This is a genomic window from Marinomonas gallaica (assembly GCF_001639745.1).
Classification (GTDB): Bacteria; Pseudomonadota; Gammaproteobacteria; order Pseudomonadales; family Marinomonadaceae; genus Marinomonas; species Marinomonas gallaica.
This window is the reverse complement of record NZ_LTAX01000002.1, coordinates 233086-253814: the sequence shown is the minus strand read 5'-3', so window position 1 is coordinate 253814 and position 20729 is coordinate 233086. Positions and strand designations below refer to the sequence as shown.

The 20729-nt window shown below is 45.2% G+C and carries 20 protein-coding genes; 10 read left to right on the top strand and 10 right to left on the bottom strand.

The window, feature by feature from the left end:
* Positions 1-16: 16 nt before the first annotated feature.
* Positions 17-1453 carry an SLC13 family permease gene (locus AYW76_RS03325; protein ID WP_067215732.1) on the bottom strand — a complete coding sequence of 479 codons (1437 nt, stop codon included), beginning with the start codon at positions 1451-1453 and terminating at the stop codon, positions 17-19.
* 202 nt (positions 1454-1655) lie between these two features.
* On the opposite strand from AYW76_RS03325, the gene dmeF reads away from it, so the two are divergent.
* Together dmeF and AYW76_RS03315 are read left to right on the top strand one after the other, a co-directional pair.
* A complete protein-coding gene (gene dmeF, locus AYW76_RS03320; RefSeq protein WP_067215729.1) occupies positions 1656-2585 on the top strand; it encodes a CDF family Co(II)/Ni(II) efflux transporter DmeF in 930 nt (309 codons plus the stop codon).
* Between the two features lie 9 nt (positions 2586-2594).
* On the top strand, positions 2595-3011 hold the full coding sequence (locus AYW76_RS03315) for a MarR family winged helix-turn-helix transcriptional regulator (RefSeq protein WP_067215726.1): 417 nt from the start codon (positions 2595-2597) through the stop codon (positions 3009-3011).
* Positions 3012-3055: 44 nt separating this feature from the next.
* Here AYW76_RS03315 and AYW76_RS03310 read toward each other — a convergent pair whose 3' ends face one another.
* A complete protein-coding gene (locus tag AYW76_RS03310) occupies positions 3056-5029 on the bottom strand; it encodes a sigma-54-dependent Fis family transcriptional regulator (protein WP_067215722.1) in 1974 nt (657 codons plus the stop codon).
* A 409-nt stretch (positions 5030-5438) separates the two neighbouring features.
* Between AYW76_RS03310 and AYW76_RS03305 the strand changes: the two genes are divergently transcribed.
* Positions 5439-7268 carry an NAD(P)/FAD-dependent oxidoreductase gene (locus AYW76_RS03305; protein ID WP_082866081.1) on the top strand — a complete coding sequence of 610 codons (1830 nt, stop codon included), beginning with the start codon at positions 5439-5441 and terminating at the stop codon, positions 7266-7268.
* Positions 7269-7348: 80 nt separating this feature from the next.
* On the opposite strand, the gene AYW76_RS03300 is transcribed toward AYW76_RS03305, so the two are convergent.
* Positions 7349-8503, bottom strand: a complete 1155-nt coding sequence (locus AYW76_RS03300; RefSeq protein WP_067215719.1) for an aminotransferase-like domain-containing protein — start codon at positions 8501-8503, stop codon at positions 7349-7351.
* 136 nt (positions 8504-8639) lie between these two features.
* Between AYW76_RS03300 and AYW76_RS03295 the strand changes: the two genes are divergently transcribed.
* Positions 8640-9509, top strand: a complete 870-nt coding sequence (locus AYW76_RS03295; protein WP_067215716.1) for an AraC family transcriptional regulator — start codon at positions 8640-8642, stop codon at positions 9507-9509.
* Positions 9510-9687: 178 nt separating this feature from the next.
* On the opposite strand, the gene AYW76_RS03290 is transcribed toward AYW76_RS03295, so the two are convergent.
* Genes AYW76_RS03290 through AYW76_RS03280 form a run of 3 tightly spaced genes read right to left on the bottom strand, consistent with a single transcriptional unit; the run spans position 9688 to position 11408 of the window.
* Complete coding sequence (locus AYW76_RS03290; protein ID WP_197467754.1) at positions 9688-10335, bottom strand: DUF799 domain-containing protein; 648 nt, start codon at positions 10333-10335, stop codon at positions 9688-9690.
* Entirely contained in the window at positions 10322-10714 is a 393-nt protein-coding gene (locus AYW76_RS03285; RefSeq protein ID WP_067215711.1) for a DUF4810 domain-containing protein, read from the bottom strand. Before AYW76_RS03285 ends, AYW76_RS03290 begins: the two co-directional genes overlap by 14 nt.
* A 1-nt stretch (position 10715) precedes the next feature.
* Positions 10716-11408, bottom strand: a complete 693-nt coding sequence (locus AYW76_RS03280; protein WP_067094480.1) for a CsgG/HfaB family protein — start codon at positions 11406-11408, stop codon at positions 10716-10718.
* 186 nt (positions 11409-11594) lie between these two features.
* On the opposite strand from AYW76_RS03280, the gene AYW76_RS03275 reads away from it, so the two are divergent.
* Positions 11595-12185: a LysE family translocator gene (locus tag AYW76_RS03275; protein WP_067215708.1), complete on the top strand. Its 591-nt coding sequence runs from the start codon at positions 11595-11597 to the stop codon at positions 12183-12185.
* Here AYW76_RS03275 and AYW76_RS03270 read toward each other — a convergent pair.
* On the bottom strand, positions 12182-13030 hold the full coding sequence (locus tag AYW76_RS03270) for an AraC family transcriptional regulator (protein WP_231872536.1): 849 nt from the start codon (positions 13028-13030) through the stop codon (positions 12182-12184). The genes AYW76_RS03275 and AYW76_RS03270 overlap by 4 nt on opposite strands.
* Before the next feature lie 186 nt (positions 13031-13216).
* Here AYW76_RS03270 and AYW76_RS03265 point away from each other — a divergent pair, with 186 nt between their 5' ends.
* From AYW76_RS03265 to AYW76_RS03255, 3 genes are all read left to right on the top strand, one after another.
* A complete protein-coding gene (locus AYW76_RS03265) occupies positions 13217-13525 on the top strand; it encodes a 4a-hydroxytetrahydrobiopterin dehydratase (protein ID WP_067215701.1) in 309 nt (102 codons plus the stop codon).
* 128 nt (positions 13526-13653) lie between these two features.
* Entirely contained in the window at positions 13654-14937 is a 1284-nt protein-coding gene (locus AYW76_RS03260) for a sensor domain-containing diguanylate cyclase (protein ID WP_197467753.1), read from the top strand.
* Positions 14938-15040: 103 nt separating this feature from the next.
* Positions 15041-15733 carry a substrate-binding periplasmic protein gene (locus tag AYW76_RS03255; protein WP_231872535.1) on the top strand — a complete coding sequence of 231 codons (693 nt, stop codon included), beginning with the start codon at positions 15041-15043 and terminating at the stop codon, positions 15731-15733.
* Between the two features lie 63 nt (positions 15734-15796).
* Here the strand turns inward: AYW76_RS03255 and AYW76_RS03250 are convergent, their stop codons facing one another.
* Positions 15797-16750: a YihY/virulence factor BrkB family protein gene (locus tag AYW76_RS03250; RefSeq protein ID WP_067215697.1), complete on the bottom strand. Its 954-nt coding sequence runs from the start codon at positions 16748-16750 to the stop codon at positions 15797-15799.
* A gap of 118 nt (positions 16751-16868) precedes the next feature.
* On the opposite strand from AYW76_RS03250, the gene AYW76_RS03245 reads away from it, so the two are divergent.
* Entirely contained in the window at positions 16869-17918 is a 1050-nt protein-coding gene (locus AYW76_RS03245) for a mechanosensitive ion channel family protein (RefSeq protein ID WP_067215694.1), read from the top strand.
* Positions 17919-17987: 69 nt separating this feature from the next.
* On the opposite strand, the gene AYW76_RS03240 is transcribed toward AYW76_RS03245, so the two are convergent.
* Positions 17988-19001, bottom strand: a complete 1014-nt coding sequence (locus tag AYW76_RS03240) for a DUF5924 family protein (RefSeq protein ID WP_067215691.1) — start codon at positions 18999-19001, stop codon at positions 17988-17990.
* 233 nt (positions 19002-19234) lie between these two features.
* The gene (locus AYW76_RS03235; RefSeq protein ID WP_067215688.1) at positions 19235-19969 is read right to left on the bottom strand and encodes a helix-turn-helix transcriptional regulator; all 735 of its coding nucleotides are present in this window, start codon (positions 19967-19969) and stop codon (positions 19235-19237) included.
* Between the two features lie 126 nt (positions 19970-20095).
* Between AYW76_RS03235 and AYW76_RS03230 the strand changes: the two genes are divergently transcribed.
* Positions 20096-20692: a glutathione S-transferase family protein gene (locus AYW76_RS03230; protein ID WP_067215685.1), complete on the top strand. Its 597-nt coding sequence runs from the start codon at positions 20096-20098 to the stop codon at positions 20690-20692.
* Positions 20693-20729: the final 37 nt, after the last annotated feature.

Below are 20729 nucleotides of genomic sequence, written 5' to 3'. Positions count from 1 at the left end.
GAGAGATAGCCAGTATTTATAGCATGCCATTGATTTGCCACCAGAGAAAGTTCAACGGTAATAACCCTAAAACAGTAATAACAAAGAGGATTATGCATACTTTACTGACGGCGGCGAGCGGTAGCTTGCCCAGTGCTATAGCGGTAATAAGTGGTGGCGCTTGATAGGGTAAAAAGACACTGGAAAATGCCATCACCTCCGACATCACAATTGCATGGCTAGACAGTCCTGTAATGTCTGCAAGATCAGCCGCTAAAGGGGTAATAATGGCTGGAATACCCGCTAAGTTAGCGACCAAACCGACCAAGATGGAAATACCTGTTATCAAGGCCAAATTAAGAGTGTGTTCGCCCTCTACAAAAGGAGCAATCTGAGTCAGCGCATTGACCATTGATTCACCCAATCCAGTATAAGCAATCGTTGCACCGAGGCCGATGATTCCCGCTGCAAAAAACAGCGGACCATAGTTAATATCTTTACTCAAACAGTGTTCACTGGTTAGACCCGAGTTGGGCCAGAGACACACTGCGCAAGCGATTAAGCCTATCCATCCTGGCGAAACATGATGCAGGCTATCCGTTAACCATGCGACAAAACAGAGTACTAAAATGAGTAGCAGTTGTTTTTCTTTACGGGAAAAACAACTGTTTTGTGGGTGAGCATTTACTGGTTTCACTTGATGGCTAGGGTCTCGTTCAGGAAATAGCCATAACACCACTGCAATGAGGACAATGGTTTTAGTTAACCCTAAGACTGGAAAGTGCAGTAACAGATAATCCCAGTATGAAAGTGGATTATCGTATAGAGCTTCACTGATTCCTGAAAGCAGCATGTTGGGGGCGTTAGCTGGCAAGATGGCGAATGAAGGTAGAAATGTTCCGAATGACGCCGTGAGTAGCATGCCATAGCGACCTTTTGATTCTTCTTCGTAGCCTAATTGGTCGGCAATAGCGACCACAATAGGTATCAATAGCACAACGCGACCAATGCCTGAGGGAATCAAAAATCCAAGTAGAACACCGAAAAAGGCCGTTCGAGTGATGACGCTGCGATAGCTTGCTCCGAGTATTTGAATCAGTAAACCTGCCGCTTTTTGGTTCAGCCCAGTAAACTTAATGGCTGCGCCAAATACCATACCGCTAAACAACAGCCAAAATGTCGATGACTCAAAGCCTGACAAAACAATGTTGCCAGGCGCTATTTGCGTCACCGTAATAAATGCAAAGAGGGCAATAGCCGGCCAAAACTCAGGCACATAGGAGGTGGCCCACAACGCCGCAGAAAATATTAAAATGCCTAGCATCGCGGCTTGCTCAACAGGTAAAAACCACATCCCGAATACTGCGCAAAAAGCCGCCCCTAAGGCAATGTTAAGCACAGGCCAAAAAGCATTTTTGGACCTAGGTGGAACCTGATTGGCAACGCCTGATGGCTGGTTGGAAGTGTTCGACATAACGTACCCCATTAATGATTCTTACTGGCAACTTTGGCACGAGTCATGATCCGGATCGATTCGTTTATCTTGAGGGGTATAAGTATCTTTGAGTGCTCCTCATCCAAATCCAGTGAGTTATCTGTATTTTTAGTGGGTGACATTTACTTTGACAATCAAGTTATCTATTATTTACTTATATTTGATAATCAAAGTATTTATTATGACAATCCCTAACTGCACCAAAGTTAATCAATTTTCTTACTTCGACTCAGAAAACGAAAAACGTACGCGTTATGTTCTAGCTTTAACGTTTGTCACCATGGTGCTAGAAATTGGCGCGGGGACGATATTTGGTTCCATGGCACTGTTGGCAGACGGCTGGCACATGGGAACGCATGCCGCGGCGTTTTGTATTACTTTGTTTGTGTATCGATACGCACGTAAGCATAGCCGCAGTGGTCAGTTTTCTTACGGAACGGGCAAAGTCGGAGTATTAGGGGGGTATACCAGTGCCATGCTATTAGGCATGGTGGCATTGGGCATGCTGTTTGAGTCGATACACCGGCTAGTCAGCCCAGTTGAGATTGAGTTTAATGCGGCGATTGCTGTAGCAGTGATTGGCTTAATCGTTAACCTGCTGAGCATGCTGTTGTTGGGCCACAATCATGATCATTCGGGGGCGCATGAACACAGTCATGATCACCCTCACGAGCATAACGAGCACCACCATCACGATGACCACAACTTAAAAGCCGCTTACATACATGTGCTGACGGACGCCCTGACGTCAGTGTTGGCGATTGTTGCCTTGCTCGTTGGTAAGTTTGTCGGATGGACATGGTTAGACCCTATTATGGGCGTTGTCGGGAGTGTCATCATTGCCAAGTGGGCGTGGGGGTTAATGAAACAAACGTCGCCCATTTTGTTGGATAAGGCTATTGAGCAAACGTATCAACAACAAATTGTCATGAAACTCGACAATGCCGGTGTATCGCTGCAGGACATCCACATTTGGAAAGTCAGTGCGGACCACTTTTGTGCAACCTTGACATTAAAAGATGAACAGATGCGTGAACCTGCTTTCTTCAAGCAACTCTTGGTAGACTTTGATAAAATCGATCACCTTGTTGTTGAAGTGAACCCCGCATAGGAACGACATATGTCTACAATCGTCTCATTAAACAAAGCACTGACAGAGTTTTACGACAAAATGGCGTCGTGGGAGTCGTCCGTCGTGCGAGAGTCAGAGTACTCCTTGGCACAGATTCATACGCTGGAAGTGCTGGGGAATTATGGCGCGATGAACATGAAGTCGTTGGCTAATCAGCTGGGCATCACCACGGGCACGTTAACGGTCCAAGTGGAAAAATTAGTAAAACTCGACTTGGTAAAGCGCCAACACAGCGAAGACGATCGCCGTTCGATTACGGTTGCTTTAACGGAAGCAGGGCAAGCGATTCATGAGCATCACAATGCATTACACCTTTCTTTAACCGAAGATCTAAGCAAAGACTTTAGTGAAGACGAACGTCATACGTTGATGGCGTTACTGAATAAAGTGAACCAAGAGTTTTAAACGAGGAGAAGCCTCTTTTTTCTCACACCTTGTGTTAGCTCCCATTACCAATTCTTTGGCTGCACAATATGCTGCTTTGCCATACGTCGATACACAGTAGGACGAGAGATGCCTAATACTCTCGCCACAGCGGAAACATTCCAACGCTGCTGTTGTAGTAACTCTAATAGAGACGCGCATTCGGATGAGTCAGAAGGTCTGTCCTGCATCGCAGTACTGATGACCGATGGCGTTGTTCGAAGCGAGAGATGAGAGACCTCTGTGTGAGGACGGTGGTTCATAAACTCTTCCGGTAAATGCTGCACTGTAATCTCATCAGACGTGCAAATAGCTTCAGCAAACGTCAAGGTATTCTTAAGCTGGCGAATGTTCCCAGGCCAGCTATAAGCCAGCAATGCACTCATCGCATCGGCCCGCAACCTCACGCTTGGGTTGATCTTTTTTAAGAGTATCTGAATCAAATACTGCTTATCAGCACGTGCATTAAGTGTCGGCAATTTTAAAGTGGCGCCATTTAAACGGTAGAACAAGTCTTCGCGAAAATGCCCATCGGCTATGCGCTGTGACAGATCACAATGGGTAGCGGCTAGCACACGGATATCAATATTGACGGGTTGTACTGCTCCCAACGGTAGAACCTGGCCTTCGGCTAACACTCGCAATAAACGCGTCTGCAAATGCAGTGGCATATCACCAATTTCATCTAGAAATAATGTGCCACCGTGTGCTTGTTGAATTAAGCCCTTTGCGCCTTTTGCTCGTCCACCGGTAAATGTGCCTGGCGCATAGCCAAACAGCTCACTTTCAATCAATGACTCTGGTATGGCGGCACAATTGACTGCGACAAATGGTTCCTCGGATCGTTGGCTGCTGGTATGAATCGCTTGAGCCAACACTTCTTTCCCCGTTCCTGTATCCCCCAGAATCAGCAAGTTCATATCACGATGACGCAAGCGTTTTGCCAAGCTAATGGTTTTTCGCATGGCTGGGTCATCAGCACACAAACAATCAAGCTCGGAGACAGGTTCTTCTTGATTAGCAAGTACATTAGAAAGATGTCTTTGATAAGAGACATTCAGGGTTGGCTCAATCAACATGCCAAATAGGGTTTGCTGCGTTCCGACTAAACGAAAGGCTCGAATACCGTCTTTGCTCTCGTAAGTTATTGATAAAATATCCCGCCACTGACACTCCAATAAATTGGGTAGGGAAATAGTCGCTTGATCAGTGACTTGGCATTGAGACAACAGGTCACGCCCAGCGGTATTTGCCGCCAACACTTGGCCCTGTTCGTCTAATGCGAATAGCAGCTGCCCATTCACTTGAACGAGTTCCCGTGATTGATCACATTTGAATATCAAACTGTGCCGATAGCGGCGCAAAAAGTAGGCATCTTCGATTAAGCGTGCGTAGAGTTGGGTTAAATGCAGTGCAAAGTTTTGACTGTCAGATGTGCGAGGAGAGTCTAAAGCTGATATGTCTAGCACGGCCAGCAATTGACCAAATGGATCTTTAATCGGTGCGGCCGTACAGGTTAAGTTAATATGAGAGCTGTCAAAATGATTAGTACGATGGCAGGTTAGCGCCTGTTGCTCTTGGATGCAGGTGCCTACGGCACAAGTCCCTGCGTATTGCTCACTCCAATCCGCACCTAAATACAGCCCCGCCTTATGCAACCGTTCATCGTCTTTGGTGTTACCCAGAAATTGAACTGTGATGCCTCGATAGTCACTGAGTAATAAAACATAGCCTAAACTCGCCACTTGCGTGAACAGCTGCTCTACACCCGCACGCGCGACGTTCAACAATTCATCTACAGAGTCTTGATGTTCCAGTAAGGTTTGCTGAGTCACAATACGAGCCGGTCTGGGTCGGCTAGGGTCTAAACCGTATTCGTTGATACAGCGCTGCCAAGAGCGGCCTATTAACTCTGGAGGAGTGCTATTACCAATCGCTTGATGGCCGCCATAGCTCAATATTGTTTCTATATGACGGCGCTGCTGACTCATATTGCTCATGCTCACACCTTGTTTTGGTCTATTTATATTTATTTTTGACTGCCTTCAGTCTACCCCCGAAAAAAGAACCTTTCTAGACTTCTTTACAACCACTGTTTTGGTGATCAAATAGTTAAAATTTCACCTGTAACAATAAGCGTTACACCTGTAATAAAAAGAGTGACAGGTGCAACTCTCAGGACGCTCGAAAGGTTATGAGGGTCACCTAATGAAAAATATGAATGCCATGATAAACCTATAAAAAGCAATAACTTAAAAGTGCATCTTCCATTCAGGAAGACTGTTGGCACGTAAGCTGCTGAGTCTTACGCACCGACATAATCCGAATGACGATTTAACTGATTTCTTGTTGGCTGTCCTATCGAGACAAACGCAGTAACAAAAACAACAATCTGCAATGGAGATACTTATGACCCAATCCGCATCTAAGCAATCAATGCTAAGCGCAGCCCATCAACCTAACAGTGCCGTCCTGAATTGGCTGGAAAAACTATCCAATGCTTTTCATTCAAATGCCTCCGACGACGTCGCATCGTTGTTTGAAAAAGACGGATACTGGCGAGACTTAGTCGCATTTACATGGAACATCAAAACGCTGGAAGGACGTGACGCGATTCGCGATATGGTGAGTGAAACGGTTAGTCATGTTCAACCAACAAACTGGCAGTTAGAGGAGGATGCTACAGACACTGACGGTGTTATTGATGCTTGGATTACGTTTGATACCGCGGTTGCTAGAGGTCGCGCGTATCTTCGCTTGCGCGATGGGTTGGCGTGGACGTTCTTAACGACGATGACTGAGCTGAAAGACTACCCTGAGAAGCGTAACAAGCTTCGTCCCAAAGGTGCGGAGCACGGTGCCAACAAGAATCGCCAAACATGGCTGGAAAAGCGTCAACAGGAAGAGCGTACATTAGGTTATGACGAGCAACCTTACTGCCTGATCATTGGCGGTGGGCAGGGCGGTATTGGGTTGGCGGCTCGTCTACGCCAATTGGATGTACCAACCATCGTTATTGATGCGCTACCAAAGCCTGGCGATACCTGGCGTAATCGCTATAAATCGCTCTCGTTGCATGACCCGATTTGGTACGACCACATGCCGTATCTGCCATTTCCTGAAAACTGGCCAGTGTTTACACCCAAGGACAAAATTGGTGACTGGTTAGAGATGTATACCAAGGTTATGGAAATCAACTACTGGGGATCTACCCGTTGTACGAGTGCCCAATACGACGAAGAAAAGCAAGAATGGTTAGTTAGCGTCGAAAAAAATGGCGAGACACTGACGTTACGCCCTAAACAGCTTGTTTTGGCGACGGGGATGTCTGGTATCCCCAATATTCCCGAAATACCTGGCATGGAAACCTTTGAAGGAGAGCAACACCACTCCAGTAAACACCCAGGTGGTGAAGCCTATAAAGGTAAAAAGTGTGTGGTGCTGGGAGGCAATAATTCCGCCCATGATATCTGTTGCGCACTTTGGGAAAACGACGCCGATGTCACCATGATCCAACGCTCTTCGACGCATATCATTAAGTCGGACTCGTTAATGGAGCTTGTGTTAGGAGGCTTATATTCAGAGGAAGCGGTGGAAAATGGCATGACGACGTATAAAGCCGATCTAACCTTTGCTTCCGTTCCGTTTCAAATCATGCCGCAATTCCATATTCCGGCTTACCAAGCGGTTGCGGAAAGAGATAAAGACTTTTACCAACGTTTAACTGATGCAGGTTTCTTACTCGACTTTGGTGAAGATGGCTCTGGTCTATTTATGAAATACCTACGCCGCGGCTCTGGCTATTACATTGACGTGGGCGCATCCGATTTGGTTGCTAACGGTGATATCAAGCTTAAATCCGGTGTGTCTATTGAATACATCAAACCCAAATCCGTTGTATTAACGGATGGCACAGAGCTCGAAGCCGACTTGATTGTCTATGCCACAGGGTTTGGTTCGATGAATGGCTGGGCGGCTAAAATTATCTCGCAAGAGGTAGCCGATAAAGTGGGTAAGTGCTGGGGCATGGGATCGAACACCACGAAAGACCCTGGCCCTTGGGAAGGAGAACTGCGTAATATGTGGAAGCCAACTCATCAAGACGCACTTTGGTTCCACGGCGGCAACCTGCATCAATCCAGGCACTACTCTCAATACTTATCACTGCAATTAAAAGCCCGCATGGAAGGTATTAAAACCCCTGTTTACGGTATGGAGCCAGTTTATCACCTGAGTTAGTAAAGGAAATGTTTAGGCCATGATATAAATGGCCTAAACAGTCTTTAAGTGTGTGAAATGGCAGACTTACTTCTGTAAGTTTACATCTCATCATTAAAAACAGCGGCCATTCGGGTGATCGCTTTAACTAACGCTTCTGGCTCAGCATTGGTGAAGTTCAAACGAAGCGCTGAGTAGGAGCCTTCCATATGTGCTGGATAAAAGACAGAACTCGGAACCACAGCGACACCATTTTTTAACAGCGTTTTCGCTAAGGTGTTCACATCACAGGTTGGCAAGGTGAGCCATAGAAACATGCCGCCTTCCGCCGGCCAAACAGAACACGAGTTCGGTAAGTGCTCCGCTATGGCGTTTGCAAGTATCTTGTAACGGGATTCATACAGTGCTCTGATCGCTTGTAAATGTTGTGGAAAATGGTCATGGGTTAATAAGCCTAATAGTAGTGCTTGCATCGGGAGACTAGAGTGCAAATCGGATGCCTGTTTAAGCGTAATTAACGGATGGATATGGTGGCTTTCACCCGTAATCACGCCCAACCTTATGCCCGGTGAGGCGTATTTCGAAAACGATCGCAGCACGATGGCCTGTTCAGGGCACAGTTCAGAGACCATGGGTAGCATCTCGCCTGCAAAGCGCAGTTCACGGTAGGGGGCATCTTCTATCAGTACAACATCATAACGGCGACACAACTGAGCCACTTGTTTACGTACGGCAAGTGACCAACACACGCCGGTGGGATTATGAAAGTCGGGTACCGCATAAAAAAGTTTCGGCGAGTGTTGTGCAAAACACTGCTCTAGCTGCGTTAGGTCTGGTCCGTCAGACGTCTGATCAACCGGAATGATACGTGCTTGAGCCAGTTCAAATACTTGCACTGCGCCGAGATAGCTGGGCGCTTCCATCACAATGCCATCGCTAGGATTAAGGTACGCCCTAGCAATTAAATCCAAACCTTGTTGAGAGCCAGTGGTCACTAAGGACTGATCCGTAGGACTTAGAGAAAAGTGTTGGTCGCAGTAGTCGAGTAACGGGGCATACCCTTGTGTCGGGCCATATTGAAACAGACTCGAATCGTTTGCGAGTTGCGACATTATAGATTGAAAAATGGGCATTGGAAAAGACTGTTCGGCAGGTAATCCACCCGCTAATGAAATGGTATTGGGGTCACCTGCCACGGCTAAGATTTCTCGGATATAAGACGGCTGTAGACACTGAAAAGACTGTGTTAATTCCATAATGGCCTCGTGGAATGAGTTAAAAGAGAAGGAGTGCCATCATGCTACTGCGGTTGGTGAAAATTTAATTGTCCATTTGTGCGAACTGATTTGTCGATATATGATCTTATAATTGTCCATTTATGATGTTCCGCCTATGAACGATCTACAACAATCACGTATTAACGATGTGCTGTTTTACATACACCAAGATATTAGCCAAGCGCTCAGTGCAAAAACATTGGCCGATATAGCGGCGTATTCAGAGCAGCATTTTCATCGTGTCTTCAAACGCGTCGTTGGTGAGTCGGTGCACAGTTATATTCGCCGAACAAGGATGGAGTACGCTGCGAACCAGCTGATGTTTGCCTCGAAATCGAGCATTTTAGACATTGCAAATCGTTGTGGTTTTCAATCGGTATCGTCGTTCAATAAAGCGTTTAAAGCCACTTTTCAAATGTCCCCCAGTGCCTGGCGGCATTACGACAACCAAATCAGCGATAAACCTTACCTAAGCGACCCAGAGATCGCTGCTGGCTATCGTATAGTTGCGCAGCATCCATTGCCCGAGCCTAAGATCAAAGATGTATCTGAACGACTTGTCGCGTATGTTCGGCACACCGGCTATGATCGCTCGATACGCCGCGCGTGGCTCATTCTCAAAGCGTGGGCCGACACCGAAGGGAGGGTGTTTTCAGATCAGCTCGGCTTGCATCACTCTAACCCAGCTTGGGTGGCATTGGACAAGTGTCGCTACGTTGCCTGTTTGGCCATTGATCGGCCTCTAGAAAGACGCTCAATAGTTTGCCAGCTGACGATACCGGCTGGCTTACACGCTATCTTTCGCCTATCAGGAAAGTATGGCGAACTGCTGCCTCAAATCAGTAAAATAGTAGAGCACTGGCTGCCCAAATCAGGCTTCAAACTGCGCTCTACACCAGCTTACGTGTACTACTATAAAAATCATTTTCTGGAAGACGATGAGATCTTTGAATTGGACTTTTACCTGCCTATCAGCTTTTTTTAGGTAATTTATAGCTAGAGTGATTGTTGTTAATCGTCGGTATATGAGCAAAAAGTTGACTCATAGGGGGCGTAATCTTAAGCCAAATTCTAAATAGCAATACGTAGTATTTTTGCGGTTGGAAAGCGCACAAGACCAGATGGATGCGTGTCCATCTGGTGCCTAATAAGCATGTGCTCAGCTATTCTTTTGGTAAAGCATAGGGGCCGTTCAGGAGGCCTCGGCTAGGTTGATTGATGGCTAGATTATTAGCTGCTCGGGCCACTGTAGGGGTCTGATCGCTGTACGAGTTAATGATTTGTGTTGCGACGGCATTTATTAAGTTGCCAAGGAGTCCGCCTCCGCCTGAATCCGAGCTTCTTACAGCCGAAGCCCTTGCGTTCCATAAAAGTGCGCCGGTTTTACCGTCTAGTAATGTCATGGATACATCTACGACGGTTTCAGAGGACAGTATCTTGTACTTCTGCCCCCAGTCATTGATTTCTGTGTATAACACGGCGTCAGCGCCAATATGCTCATACAGTTTATCTAACGGTACAAAGTTCATTTCTTCTGGCGTTGGTAAACCGTTTTCTTTTAGAAAAGCATCGATCACAGCGACCGGAAAAACGTAGTATCCCTTTTCTCCAAAAGGTCTACTGATTGTAGACAAATAAATATACGGGGCGTTGACCTCCACTGAAGTATTTTTTGGTGGAATGATCAAAATAGATCGAGGCTCTGATGCCAGCAGAGCGTCGTAGTTATATGAGGGAGGTGTAGAGCAGCCTGTTAGAAATAAAGTCATCAATAGGCTTGATAATAGCGTTAGTGCTTTAAATGGCATCATTGTTTTTTTCCTCAAGACGAGTAAGCATGCCGTCAATCAGCGTGGCTGATTCTGGAAATAGGTTCTTTTCCAGAATCAATTCTGCTTTTGCCTGAGGCATGTTGCCTTCTAGAGCATACATATACCCCAAGTGAGCATGAATTCCTGGAGCAATGCGCATCCCCATAGACTTACTTTTTTGAATATCTTCTTGCAGGATAGCGATTTGGGTTGCCGAATCTGCACTGCCTGGCTCTAAATACATGCCGTAAAGCATACTCTCGTACTCGCCCCAGTAGAATGTGCTGCGCGGTGCAGAACAACCTACCAAGGCGAATAAAATAATACCCAGTAAAGAGAAACGAGCCTTACTGCTGTTAATGACAGAGGTTGGCTTCATATTATTGTACGGTCCATGTACCATTTTCTAAATCACGAACGACATTGTTAACCGCTTCGGTGATGGCGAAGTTTAAAACTTTTCCGTTTAATGTTGCATCATAACCAGCCGTAGACCCAAAGCCAGCAACTTCTCGATTACTTAATTCGTATTCTCCCGCTGCTTGAGTCGCGTAAACAACTTCTCCTGTCATCACATCTACAATATTCAAACTGACTTTTGCATAAGCGGTTTGGGTTTTTCCTGAGCCTAAAATACCGAAGAGTTGTTTATCACCTGTGACTTTACGGCCGAACTCCGTCACATCGCCCGTTAACGTATAACGCGCACCAGTTAACGACTGGGTGACACCGTTTAACTCTGCTTCACGTTTTAAAATGTTTAAATTCTCTCGATCTACGACTCTGAAGCGATTGGTTTGTTGCAAATGCGTTTTTAGGATTGTTTTTGCTTGGTTGCCAAGCTGATCCGTATTGGTCGAAAACAAACCTTGCATATAGGAAGAGCGATTTTGAAAGTTGCCAACGACCAGTGTTGTTTTAACGCCATTGTAGTCAGTTTTGTAGCTGCTGACTGTTTCAGAAGTGACTGAGTGGTTTGATTGAGTAACAGAGCAGCCGGTTGTTGCTAACAGCAGAACAACAGACACACTAATAACCGATTTTTTTAATGGGCATGAAAAAAGAATGGCCATTTTATACTCCTTGTAAAAATGCAATAGATAGGGCAACTAAAAGTTTGCAAGATTGTATATTCCTTCCTCTACAGTGACCAGTGCCAAATGATGAAGCGGTTGAAACATAAACGTTGGTCAGTATTCTTCAATACTCACTTCGGCGATGACCGCATGCTATGAACAGTCAAAGAAGAGGAGACTGTCATGGCTGTTTCGACGTTAATTTCAATGAGTTTATTTGCTTTAGCCGCCTCGCTTTCCCCAGGTCCAGTCAACTTGGTTGGGGTGAGCAGTGGGGCGCGTTTTGGTGTGCGAGTAGGATGTTATTTTGTGACCGGCGCGACGCTTGGGTTCATTGCGCTGTTTCTTTTAATCGGATTTGGGCTACAGCAGATTGTGGGTCTGATTCCGCAATTGATGGAGTATATAAAATGGGCTGGTGTTGCCTTTCTGTTATACGTCAGTTTGCAGTTAATACGGGACTCGGGCGAATTATCTGACCGGGGGAGAACGTCTGCACCGACGCCATGGTTAGGCGCGGTTATGCAATGGCTAAACCCGAAAGCTTGGTTGGCATCAATTGCGGGTATCGCGGCGTACACGCAGCAGGCCGAAGCCAGTGCCGTTTGGGTCTTTGCAGGTATTTATTTAGTCATTTGCTGGTTATCACTTATGGCTTGGGTGCTGTTAGGTGCTTGGATAAGCGATTGGTTGAGCTCGCCGCGACGTATTCGGGTGTTGAATCGAATGCTTGCTCTGGGATTAGTGCTGAGCTGTTTTGCGATTTTCTATTAGTGGTGACAGGGGGTCGTTCGATATTGCTTCGGTGTTGCGGCGACTCGCTCTTTGAAAGCGCGCTGGAAGTGAGCTTGATCGCTGAACCCAAACTGATTGGCGACTTCTGCAATAGGCACGCCATTTTTGAGTGCAATTTGGCTAAGTTGAATGCGGCGATTGATTCTAAAAGCATGAGGTGTTGTTTGATAATAACGCTTAAATTGTCGAGTTAAGTAACTGTTGCTGAAGCCAAAGCGTGCAGCAACCATATCAATCGGGTCATCAAGGTCACCATGCTCAATCAAATAGAACGCCACCTTAGCCAGTGCTGGTGGCGCGTTCCGTTCATTAAACTCCCTTGGTAACTGTTTAATATGTTCAAACAGCTGTGTTAGCCAACGATTCAACGCGACGGATTTTTCGTTAGTCGAGGTATCGGACAGGAGCAGATCGCAGACTTTACACATTATTTCAGATAACGCTGAGTCTTTGATAACATCTCGCAGTGTAGGCTCCCAAATCGCTTCGTCTTGAATCCCCGCCTCAAACAGTCTTTGAGCCAGCCAATGGCAGTCAATGTGCATCATGTAATACGACCAAGCGGATTCTGGGGCTGGGTTGCAACAATGTACCTCTTGGGCATTCATAATAACCAAGTCCCCTTGAGCAACTTGATGAAGTCGGTCGCCACAGAGAAAAGAGCTTTGTCCTTTCAAAATAACTCCGATTGACCACTGCTCATGAGAATGCGGAATGTAACGTACCTGATGCCCATCGGCGATATAGCGTAAGTCTATATGCGGAAACTGAGGGTCACGCCAGAAGATAGGTTGAGAGTCATTGGTCATTGTTTGCGTCTGCATGCCAAACTAAGAGAGGTTTTAGTATAACAAGTTTCGATAAACATGAGGCACAGTCGTATTGTCTGAGAGCTCACATTACTTAGGTGAGGCGGGTTATAAGCTGGATTCGCTTTCATCCGCTATCAATTCCTTGATAAATTGGGAAACGCGCTAAGAGCCACCACATTCAAATCATAAGGAGCCAATATGGCATCGCAAACATTAGAGCAACATGAGATTGATTCAGCCCTTATACAACTCAATGCAGACGCTATTCAGAACTGGATTATTGAAGAGGGTAAACTCACAAAAACCTTCAAGTTTAAAAACTTCCAACACGCATTTGGTTTTATGACCATGTGTGCCATGTACGCTGAAAAGAAAAATCATCATCCCGAGTGGTCGAACGTCTACAACAAAGTCGCAGTTCAACTGATTACACATGATGTTTCTGGGCTATCAGATAAAGACTTTGATCTTGCTAAGCAGATGGATGTGTTTGCCAGTCGAGCCTGAATAGAGCTGAAGATGTCAGTGAGAGAGCTTCTGTCTGGAACATTTTGTTACTCTTTCTCAATCACTATAGGTGTTTATCTAGGGTAAACTTAAATCCAAGTAGATTGGAAAGGAAAGGGGTGCTTTTGATGTTGATAAGTTTTCTGCGTCGCCCGAACAACCTCTCCCAAAAAATGATGCGCGTGATTTTCTCCTTATATCTAGTGGTTACTTTGCTAATCACAAGCGTCCAATTTTTGAGTGAGTACCTGAAAACGCAGGATGCTATTGTCAGTGAATTAAAGCAATTGGAAGCAACCGTACGTGGTCCGATATCGACGAGTTTGTGGCAATACGACCAGAAGCAGTTAGATGAACTCGCCTCTGGGCTTATTCAAATGCCTATCATCGAAGGTGTCGATATCGTCGACCAAAATGAACAAAGCATTCTATCGAAAAGGTTTTACGATCCTGACGCCATACCAGTGTCTGTTTTTGACTCGACAACCCAGTTAAGCTGGACTCTCAATGGCGAAAGCATAGGGCTGGGTTCATTAAAGCTCTACTCATCCTCTGATGTGGTATTTGAGCGAGTATGGTTTGGTTTTGCTTTAATTGCGACGACCGCGATTATCAAAATGACGATCTTATTTTGGCTGTTTATTTGGGCGTTTGATCGTTTTTTAGCTGCGCCTCTAAAAGAGTTGATGTCACAAGTTGATGAGGTGCAATCAAGTCAAAATCTCAGTAAACGCATCCATCTTGCAAATAACGAAGGTAATGAGCTAAACCAACTTCAAGGGCATATGAATCGTATGCTTAGTGCTATGTCGATAGATCGGCAAAACTTGTTAGAAGATGAGCAAGCTAAGCGAGATTGGTTGGAAGTGGCGGTTGCAAAACGCACGGAAGATTTACAAATCCTCAATGAGAAACTTAAGTATCTGGCAACAAGAGACTCACTGACGGATGTATTAAATCGCGGGAGCTTCTTCGAAGCTGCGCAGCAACGGCTGGTTCTTTCTCAGCAAAAAACATCGACAGCCTCTTTTATCCTGCTGGATTTGGATTTCTTTAAGCGTATCAACGATACCTACGGTCATTTTATCGGCGACAAAGTACTGATTCAGTTCACTCAAATATTGCAGAGCTTTTTAAAAGAATCCGATCTGCTGGGCAGAGTAGGTGGCGAAGAGTTCGCCATATTTTTGCCTGATACGAAATTGGACGCCGCTTTCCAGCTCGCTGACGAAATACGCCAAGCGGTCAGTAAGACAACATTGGAAATAGAAGGTAAGACAGTCACTTATACGGTAAGCCTTGGTGTTGAATCATCGGAGCCTGATGATCAACTCATCGATGATCTGTTTAAACGTGCCGATTTGAAGCTCTACGGAGCGAAAGATAAAGGGAGAGATCGTGTTGAAAGATAGCCAATGCAGAATTTTGCCGACTCTTTTGTGCGTTCTGATGATGAGTGTATCGAGTCCTAGTCAAGCCGTGACACTCAAAGTGTGTTACGACCAATGGCCTCCCATGACAATCTTTCCCACAGAAAGTGCACCAGAGCGCGGCATCATTATCGAGATGCTTGAACACATCTATTCCGAAAGAGGCTACACACTTGAATACTATGAAGTGCCTCTTGCGAGAGGTCTTGATATGGTGGCAGAAGGGCTGTGTGACATGTTGCCAGAGTTCTTGTATTCCAAACACGCTGATAAAGGCTTTGTCTATGCAGATGAACCTACTTTTGCCTACGATAGCGCTTTTGTCGTTAGGCAGGGCGATACTTGGCGATATGACGGCATCTCATCGTTAAAAAATAGGCGTGTTGCGACTGGCCCCGGTTGGGACTATAGCTCCATGAGTGAAAACTATCAGAATTATATCGACAACCCAAAAAATGCTCAGCTGGTAGAAGTGATTGCTGGCAATGATGATGTTATTGGTCGAGTATTCCAGATGATCAAAAACAATCGAGTCGACTTATACGCTGATAACGAGCTGGTGCTTCAGTATGTTTTAAATCAACTAGACTTACAGAACTCACTGCAAATCGTCCGTCCCGGCTTAGAGAAAAAACTTGTTGAAATGCCGATCTATTCCACGCAAATACCCGCGGGCGAAAGGCAAAAATTGATCGACATTTGGAACCAAGGGCGCTTAGCCATGAAGGGTGAAAAGGAACAAGCGCTTTTTAATAAGTATCGAATACCGGTTGAGTAGGATTAAAAAGTAATGCTCCTCTTCTGGTCACGTGATGGTTTTGTCTCCCGCTTACTGGGTATTTTAATCATCTTTGACCGCTGTGTGATCGGCAACATAAGCACCGCGTTGTCCTATTTCTTGAGCTGGACCGACCGTACTGTCTTTGGATGTTTGTTGTTCCGTAGCAGCATTAATTACCGCACCGAGTATTAAAATATAGGCACTGATATACAGCCACATCAGCATAATCACAACACCACCGAGTGAACCATACGTTTTGTTATAGCTGGCAAAATTCGAAACATAAAACGAGAAGCCAATTGACGCAACAATCCATAACACAGTCGCTACAAATGAGCCTAGCGTGACCCATCGCCATTTAGCAATTTTTCGATGGGGCGCGTAACGGTATAGAAGGACTAAAGCGAAGTTAAATGTAAACGCCAAAATAGGCCATGAGATAAGCTTGATCATTAAATCAATGCTGTCTTTCATACCCACTAAGTTCAATACGATCGGTAAAATACCAATAATGATCAAAGCAAAAATGGCCACCGAAATAGCACCTACTGAAAACAGAAAGCGCACCAACAGAGCGTTAAATAAAGAACGTTTTTCGTATTCTTGATAACTAATGTTACAGGCGGTGATTAAGGCCTGACTGCCTTTAGAGCTACTCCAAATGGTCAATAGCAAGGTACCAATAGCGCTTAAACTTAAGCTGGCTTGTGAGCTTTGTGCGAAATCTGATACTTGCGATAAAATCAGTTCGCGCGAGCTCTCAGGTAGCAACATGACAAATTGCCCTAAATGTTCACTAATGTCGGTTGGTGAAGCAAAGTAAGTATAGATAGACACCAGTGCCGCAATCGCTGGAAAAATAGCCAGCAGGGCGTAGAATGCTACGCCTGCAGCAATCAGAGATAAATTATCTCGGTCCATTTGATTAAAAATACGTTTCGCAATATCCCACCACCCCTTAATAGGAATATGCCCTGGTTGCTCAGCATACAGTCCTTTTTTAGTTTTACTCATACATAACTTCCCGGTGTTGTTAGTTTTTGAGTAACGACAAATAATAGCCAACTCAAATTAGTGTACGGTCATAAATTTGCTGTTACAGTGCATAAAGATTAACCATGGATGATAAGCGATGCCCACTAACACATCTACCGTTCCTCAAAGCTTTGGCAGCGATGCTTTCTCGTGGTCTTTTTTTCATGATCAGTTCACACAATTAGTTCACGCAAGCGTGCAATTATTGCCCACGTTGCTGCTAGGGTTAGTCCTGTTTATGATCTGCTATGTCATAGCAGGGCCGATGTCACGCTTACTGATTAAGCCCATCGATTTGATGACCGACAGTAAACTTGTCGTGCTTGTGGCGAGGCGAGCAATCAGTGCTCTTGTTATTCTGTTAGGTGCCTATTTGTTTTTACGTTTAGCAGGGCTTACTGAATTTGCCGTTGCCATCATGAGTGGCACTGGCTTGATTGGTCTAATCCTTGGCTTTGCTTTTAGAGATATCGCTGAGAACTTTATCGCAAGTCTGCTATTAAGCATTCAGCGGCCGTTCAAAATAGACGATGTAATAGAAGTGGATGGCCGGTTAGGTGTGATTAAAAAGGTTACGGCACGAGCAACCACACTGGTTGATTATGACGGTAATCATATTCAAATACCCAATGCGACGGTGTATAAAAATACCATTAAAAACTTAACCGCTAATCCGAGGATGCGAGGTAAAGTAGCAATCGGCATTGGGTATGATAATGATATACGCAGCGCACAAACGCTAGCCTTGGCTATTGCTAATCAGCAAACGGCAGTATTAAGCGACCCCCCTGCGCAAGTACTCATAGACAGCTTGGGCGCATCCACAATCAATTTCAGTTTGTATTTCTGGGTCAACAGCGAACAGCACAGCACGCAAAAAGTTAGTTCGCAGCTCATGAGAGCGTTAGTTAATGAGTTTACCAAGCAAGATATCAGTATGCCGGACGACGCGCGCGAGCGTATTTTGCTTAACATGCCAAACGATGAGCGGACGGACACAGAGTTTCAGCCATCAAAAGTTCCTAAGCATGAGACAGATACGCAAGAACACTCAGATACGCTGAATGATGTGAGTAGTGATACTGATGAGATACGTGAACAAGCGGAACAGTCTCGCGACCCCGAGCAGGGTAAAAATATTATTTAGCTATTCTTAGAACCTAAAAGACAGATTTTTAGGTTCTAAGAATCTTTCTATAGCACTAAAGTTGATTTGCTATAAAGTGACGTTAAATTTCGTTAAACCTATGAGCTGACCTGAATCAGTCTCAACTTGGACCTGCCATTGGCCCACGGCATCTTCAGGGAAATTTACTTTGTGAGTCCATGCTCGGTAGCCTTCCTCTCGGCCACCGGTAATTTTCAAAGGGATCCGATCCACTATTTCTTTGTTATGAATCCAGACATGAAATATTTCTTCGTTTAAGCCTCTGGGCGCTTTAACCGCTGTCCAACTATAAAGCCCTTTATCATGCAAAGCATCTGAGCTAATCGTCTTAATGCTATCGGAAGGTTTTAGTTTTTTTATATTCACATCATGAGAGATGGTAATGCTAGTTAAGCGTAACGCTGCGGGCGGTACCCAGCTACGTAACTGCCACAGTCCAACACTTAACACACAGAGCAACAAAATTAAGATTGGAAAACGCCACCACCTAGCGTTGAGCATTAAATTCCCTAAACTTGGCAAGGTGAAGATGACTGCTGTAATTAAGGCTATTTTTACACTCTGGCTTGTGGTCAGGTTCAATAGAATTGGCAATGTGACAGAAAGTACAGAAAATAGAGCGAAGTTATGAAATACAGTGAAAAGCACTTGTTGGCTTGCCAATTTTTTGTAGTAAATCGGATCAACCACTGATATCAGCGCGCAGAGAATAATTAACGAGGTAAAGATGGCTTGAGGGTGGTTCCAAGACGTCACTGCAAGAAAAAAAGGTAAAGCAAAAAATAAACTTTCCTGCTGCACCATTTGTAATGCGAAGCGCATCACATTAGGTGAAACGGTGACACCAAAACGTTTTTTCACTTTATCGCGTAACCAGTTATCAATGATTAGCCATACCCAACTAACTAGTAAGAGAACAGCAATCATCTGTGAAAATGATTCGTTACGTTCGACTAAGACATAACTTGCAACACCACTACTGAATGCTATAACGGCCAATAGACCAGGCCACTGCTGCATCAGTACAATAAATTTTGTGATTAAGTTCTTAACATAGATCATTCAATGAAAGTCCGAGTCAGCCTGTATGATTAATGAACGGACATTATCGGCATGGCATAGGTTAATATCGTTGTCGTTAAATTCTTTGTTATCAATAGTATAACGCCCTCATTTAAGCATGAAGGCGATGGGTAGCTCATGTTAAAGGCGATTTTCGATGCATACCAGTTTTACTCTACTTCTAGAGTGAAAAAACAATGTAATGATCATGATGACAGTCAATTCGATCAGTATTAAATACTCTTGTAATAGGGCGTGTAAATTCCGATGAACACTTCGATGGGTTTGAGTTGGAAATAGCCGTTCACAATGCGAGCACTTTTTATTCGGTCTATGCGGAACATCCGCGGGGACTCTCTAAGATGATCCCAAGCCGTGATGTACCAGATTGGCCAATTGAGCAAAATGTACTGCGCTTCAATGACCCGTGTTGTGTGTTCTCCTGACTCAGACTGGTAATCAATTTCTAAACAGCTTTGCTCTAAAAACGCTTCAGCAATACATTCTGAAAGGGCGTGTTCTGGTGCGATATAGCGAGAAACGATGTTTTCTCCAGCATTACTGCCGATCATGATGCGTTTACGGATATTACTGACGGCACTTCGCTGTTCCTGTGGGAATGCTTGAAACAGCTTTTGTTTAATGGCTTTCAGGTTACTGGTCAGTAGCGGGGATTGTAGGGACTCCATGATCGCTAAAGACAAGATTAACTCAACCACTTCATGATGGCTCAATTGCAGGCGATCCACGCCCCATCGGCCATTTAAACGAATGCCTCCACCACGGCCTCTTTCTGATTCAATAGGGTACCCCGCGCGTTTCAGCTCGGCCAGTTCACGCATCAAGGTGCGCTGACTTATGCCCAGTTGCTCACGCAAGTCGGAGGTCTTCCAGTAGGTTTCAGAGCGCAGCAAACCAATCAGTCGATTGCGTCGCTCGGTCCGTTGTTCAAAGCTGGTGTTGATCATGTATCTAATGTGCCATTAAATGGCATAAATAGCCATATACTCCAAATCAGAGGCAACATTTCATAGGACATGGCAGCCATTCAACGCATTATTCAATGTCGTCATGACGACAAGGAGTTTTAAAACATGAAGCACTATTTCAACCCAATGAGCCGAGCGATTACCACAGACTGGATGCTTAACGAGCTGGATGCTCCGCATGAACAAATTACCATCGACTTTGCGTCGAATGAAAATAACACAGCTGAATTTCGTAAGATTAATCCGATGGGGAAGCTACCAGCTCTGGTAGACGGTGATGCGGTGGTTACAGAAGTATCAGCGATTTGCGCGTATCTAGCGGACAAGTTTCCAGAAAAGAATCTTGCGCCTGATGTCGGCTCGGTGGAGCGCGCCGCGTATTATCGTTACCTGTTTTTTGCCTGTAATACTATAGAACCAGCGTTCGCACTGGCCGCGTGCGGATTGGAACACCCTGATCCTGTATCGGCTGGATGGGGGGACATGCCGCGCGTATTGGCGACAATAGAAGACATGACGCCAGAGACAGATTGGGCGCTTGGCGAACAGTTTACGGCCGCTGACGTTGTCTTCGGTGGTTTACTGGACTTTTCCATTACCTTTAAATGGCTGGAACCATCTCCTAAAGTCGCGGCTTATGTGGCGCGCATTCGTCAACGTCCCGCTTACCGAGCAACCCATAGCGCTTTTGACAATGCGTAAATTTCACCCGCTCTAAAACTCCTCAATATAAAATGGA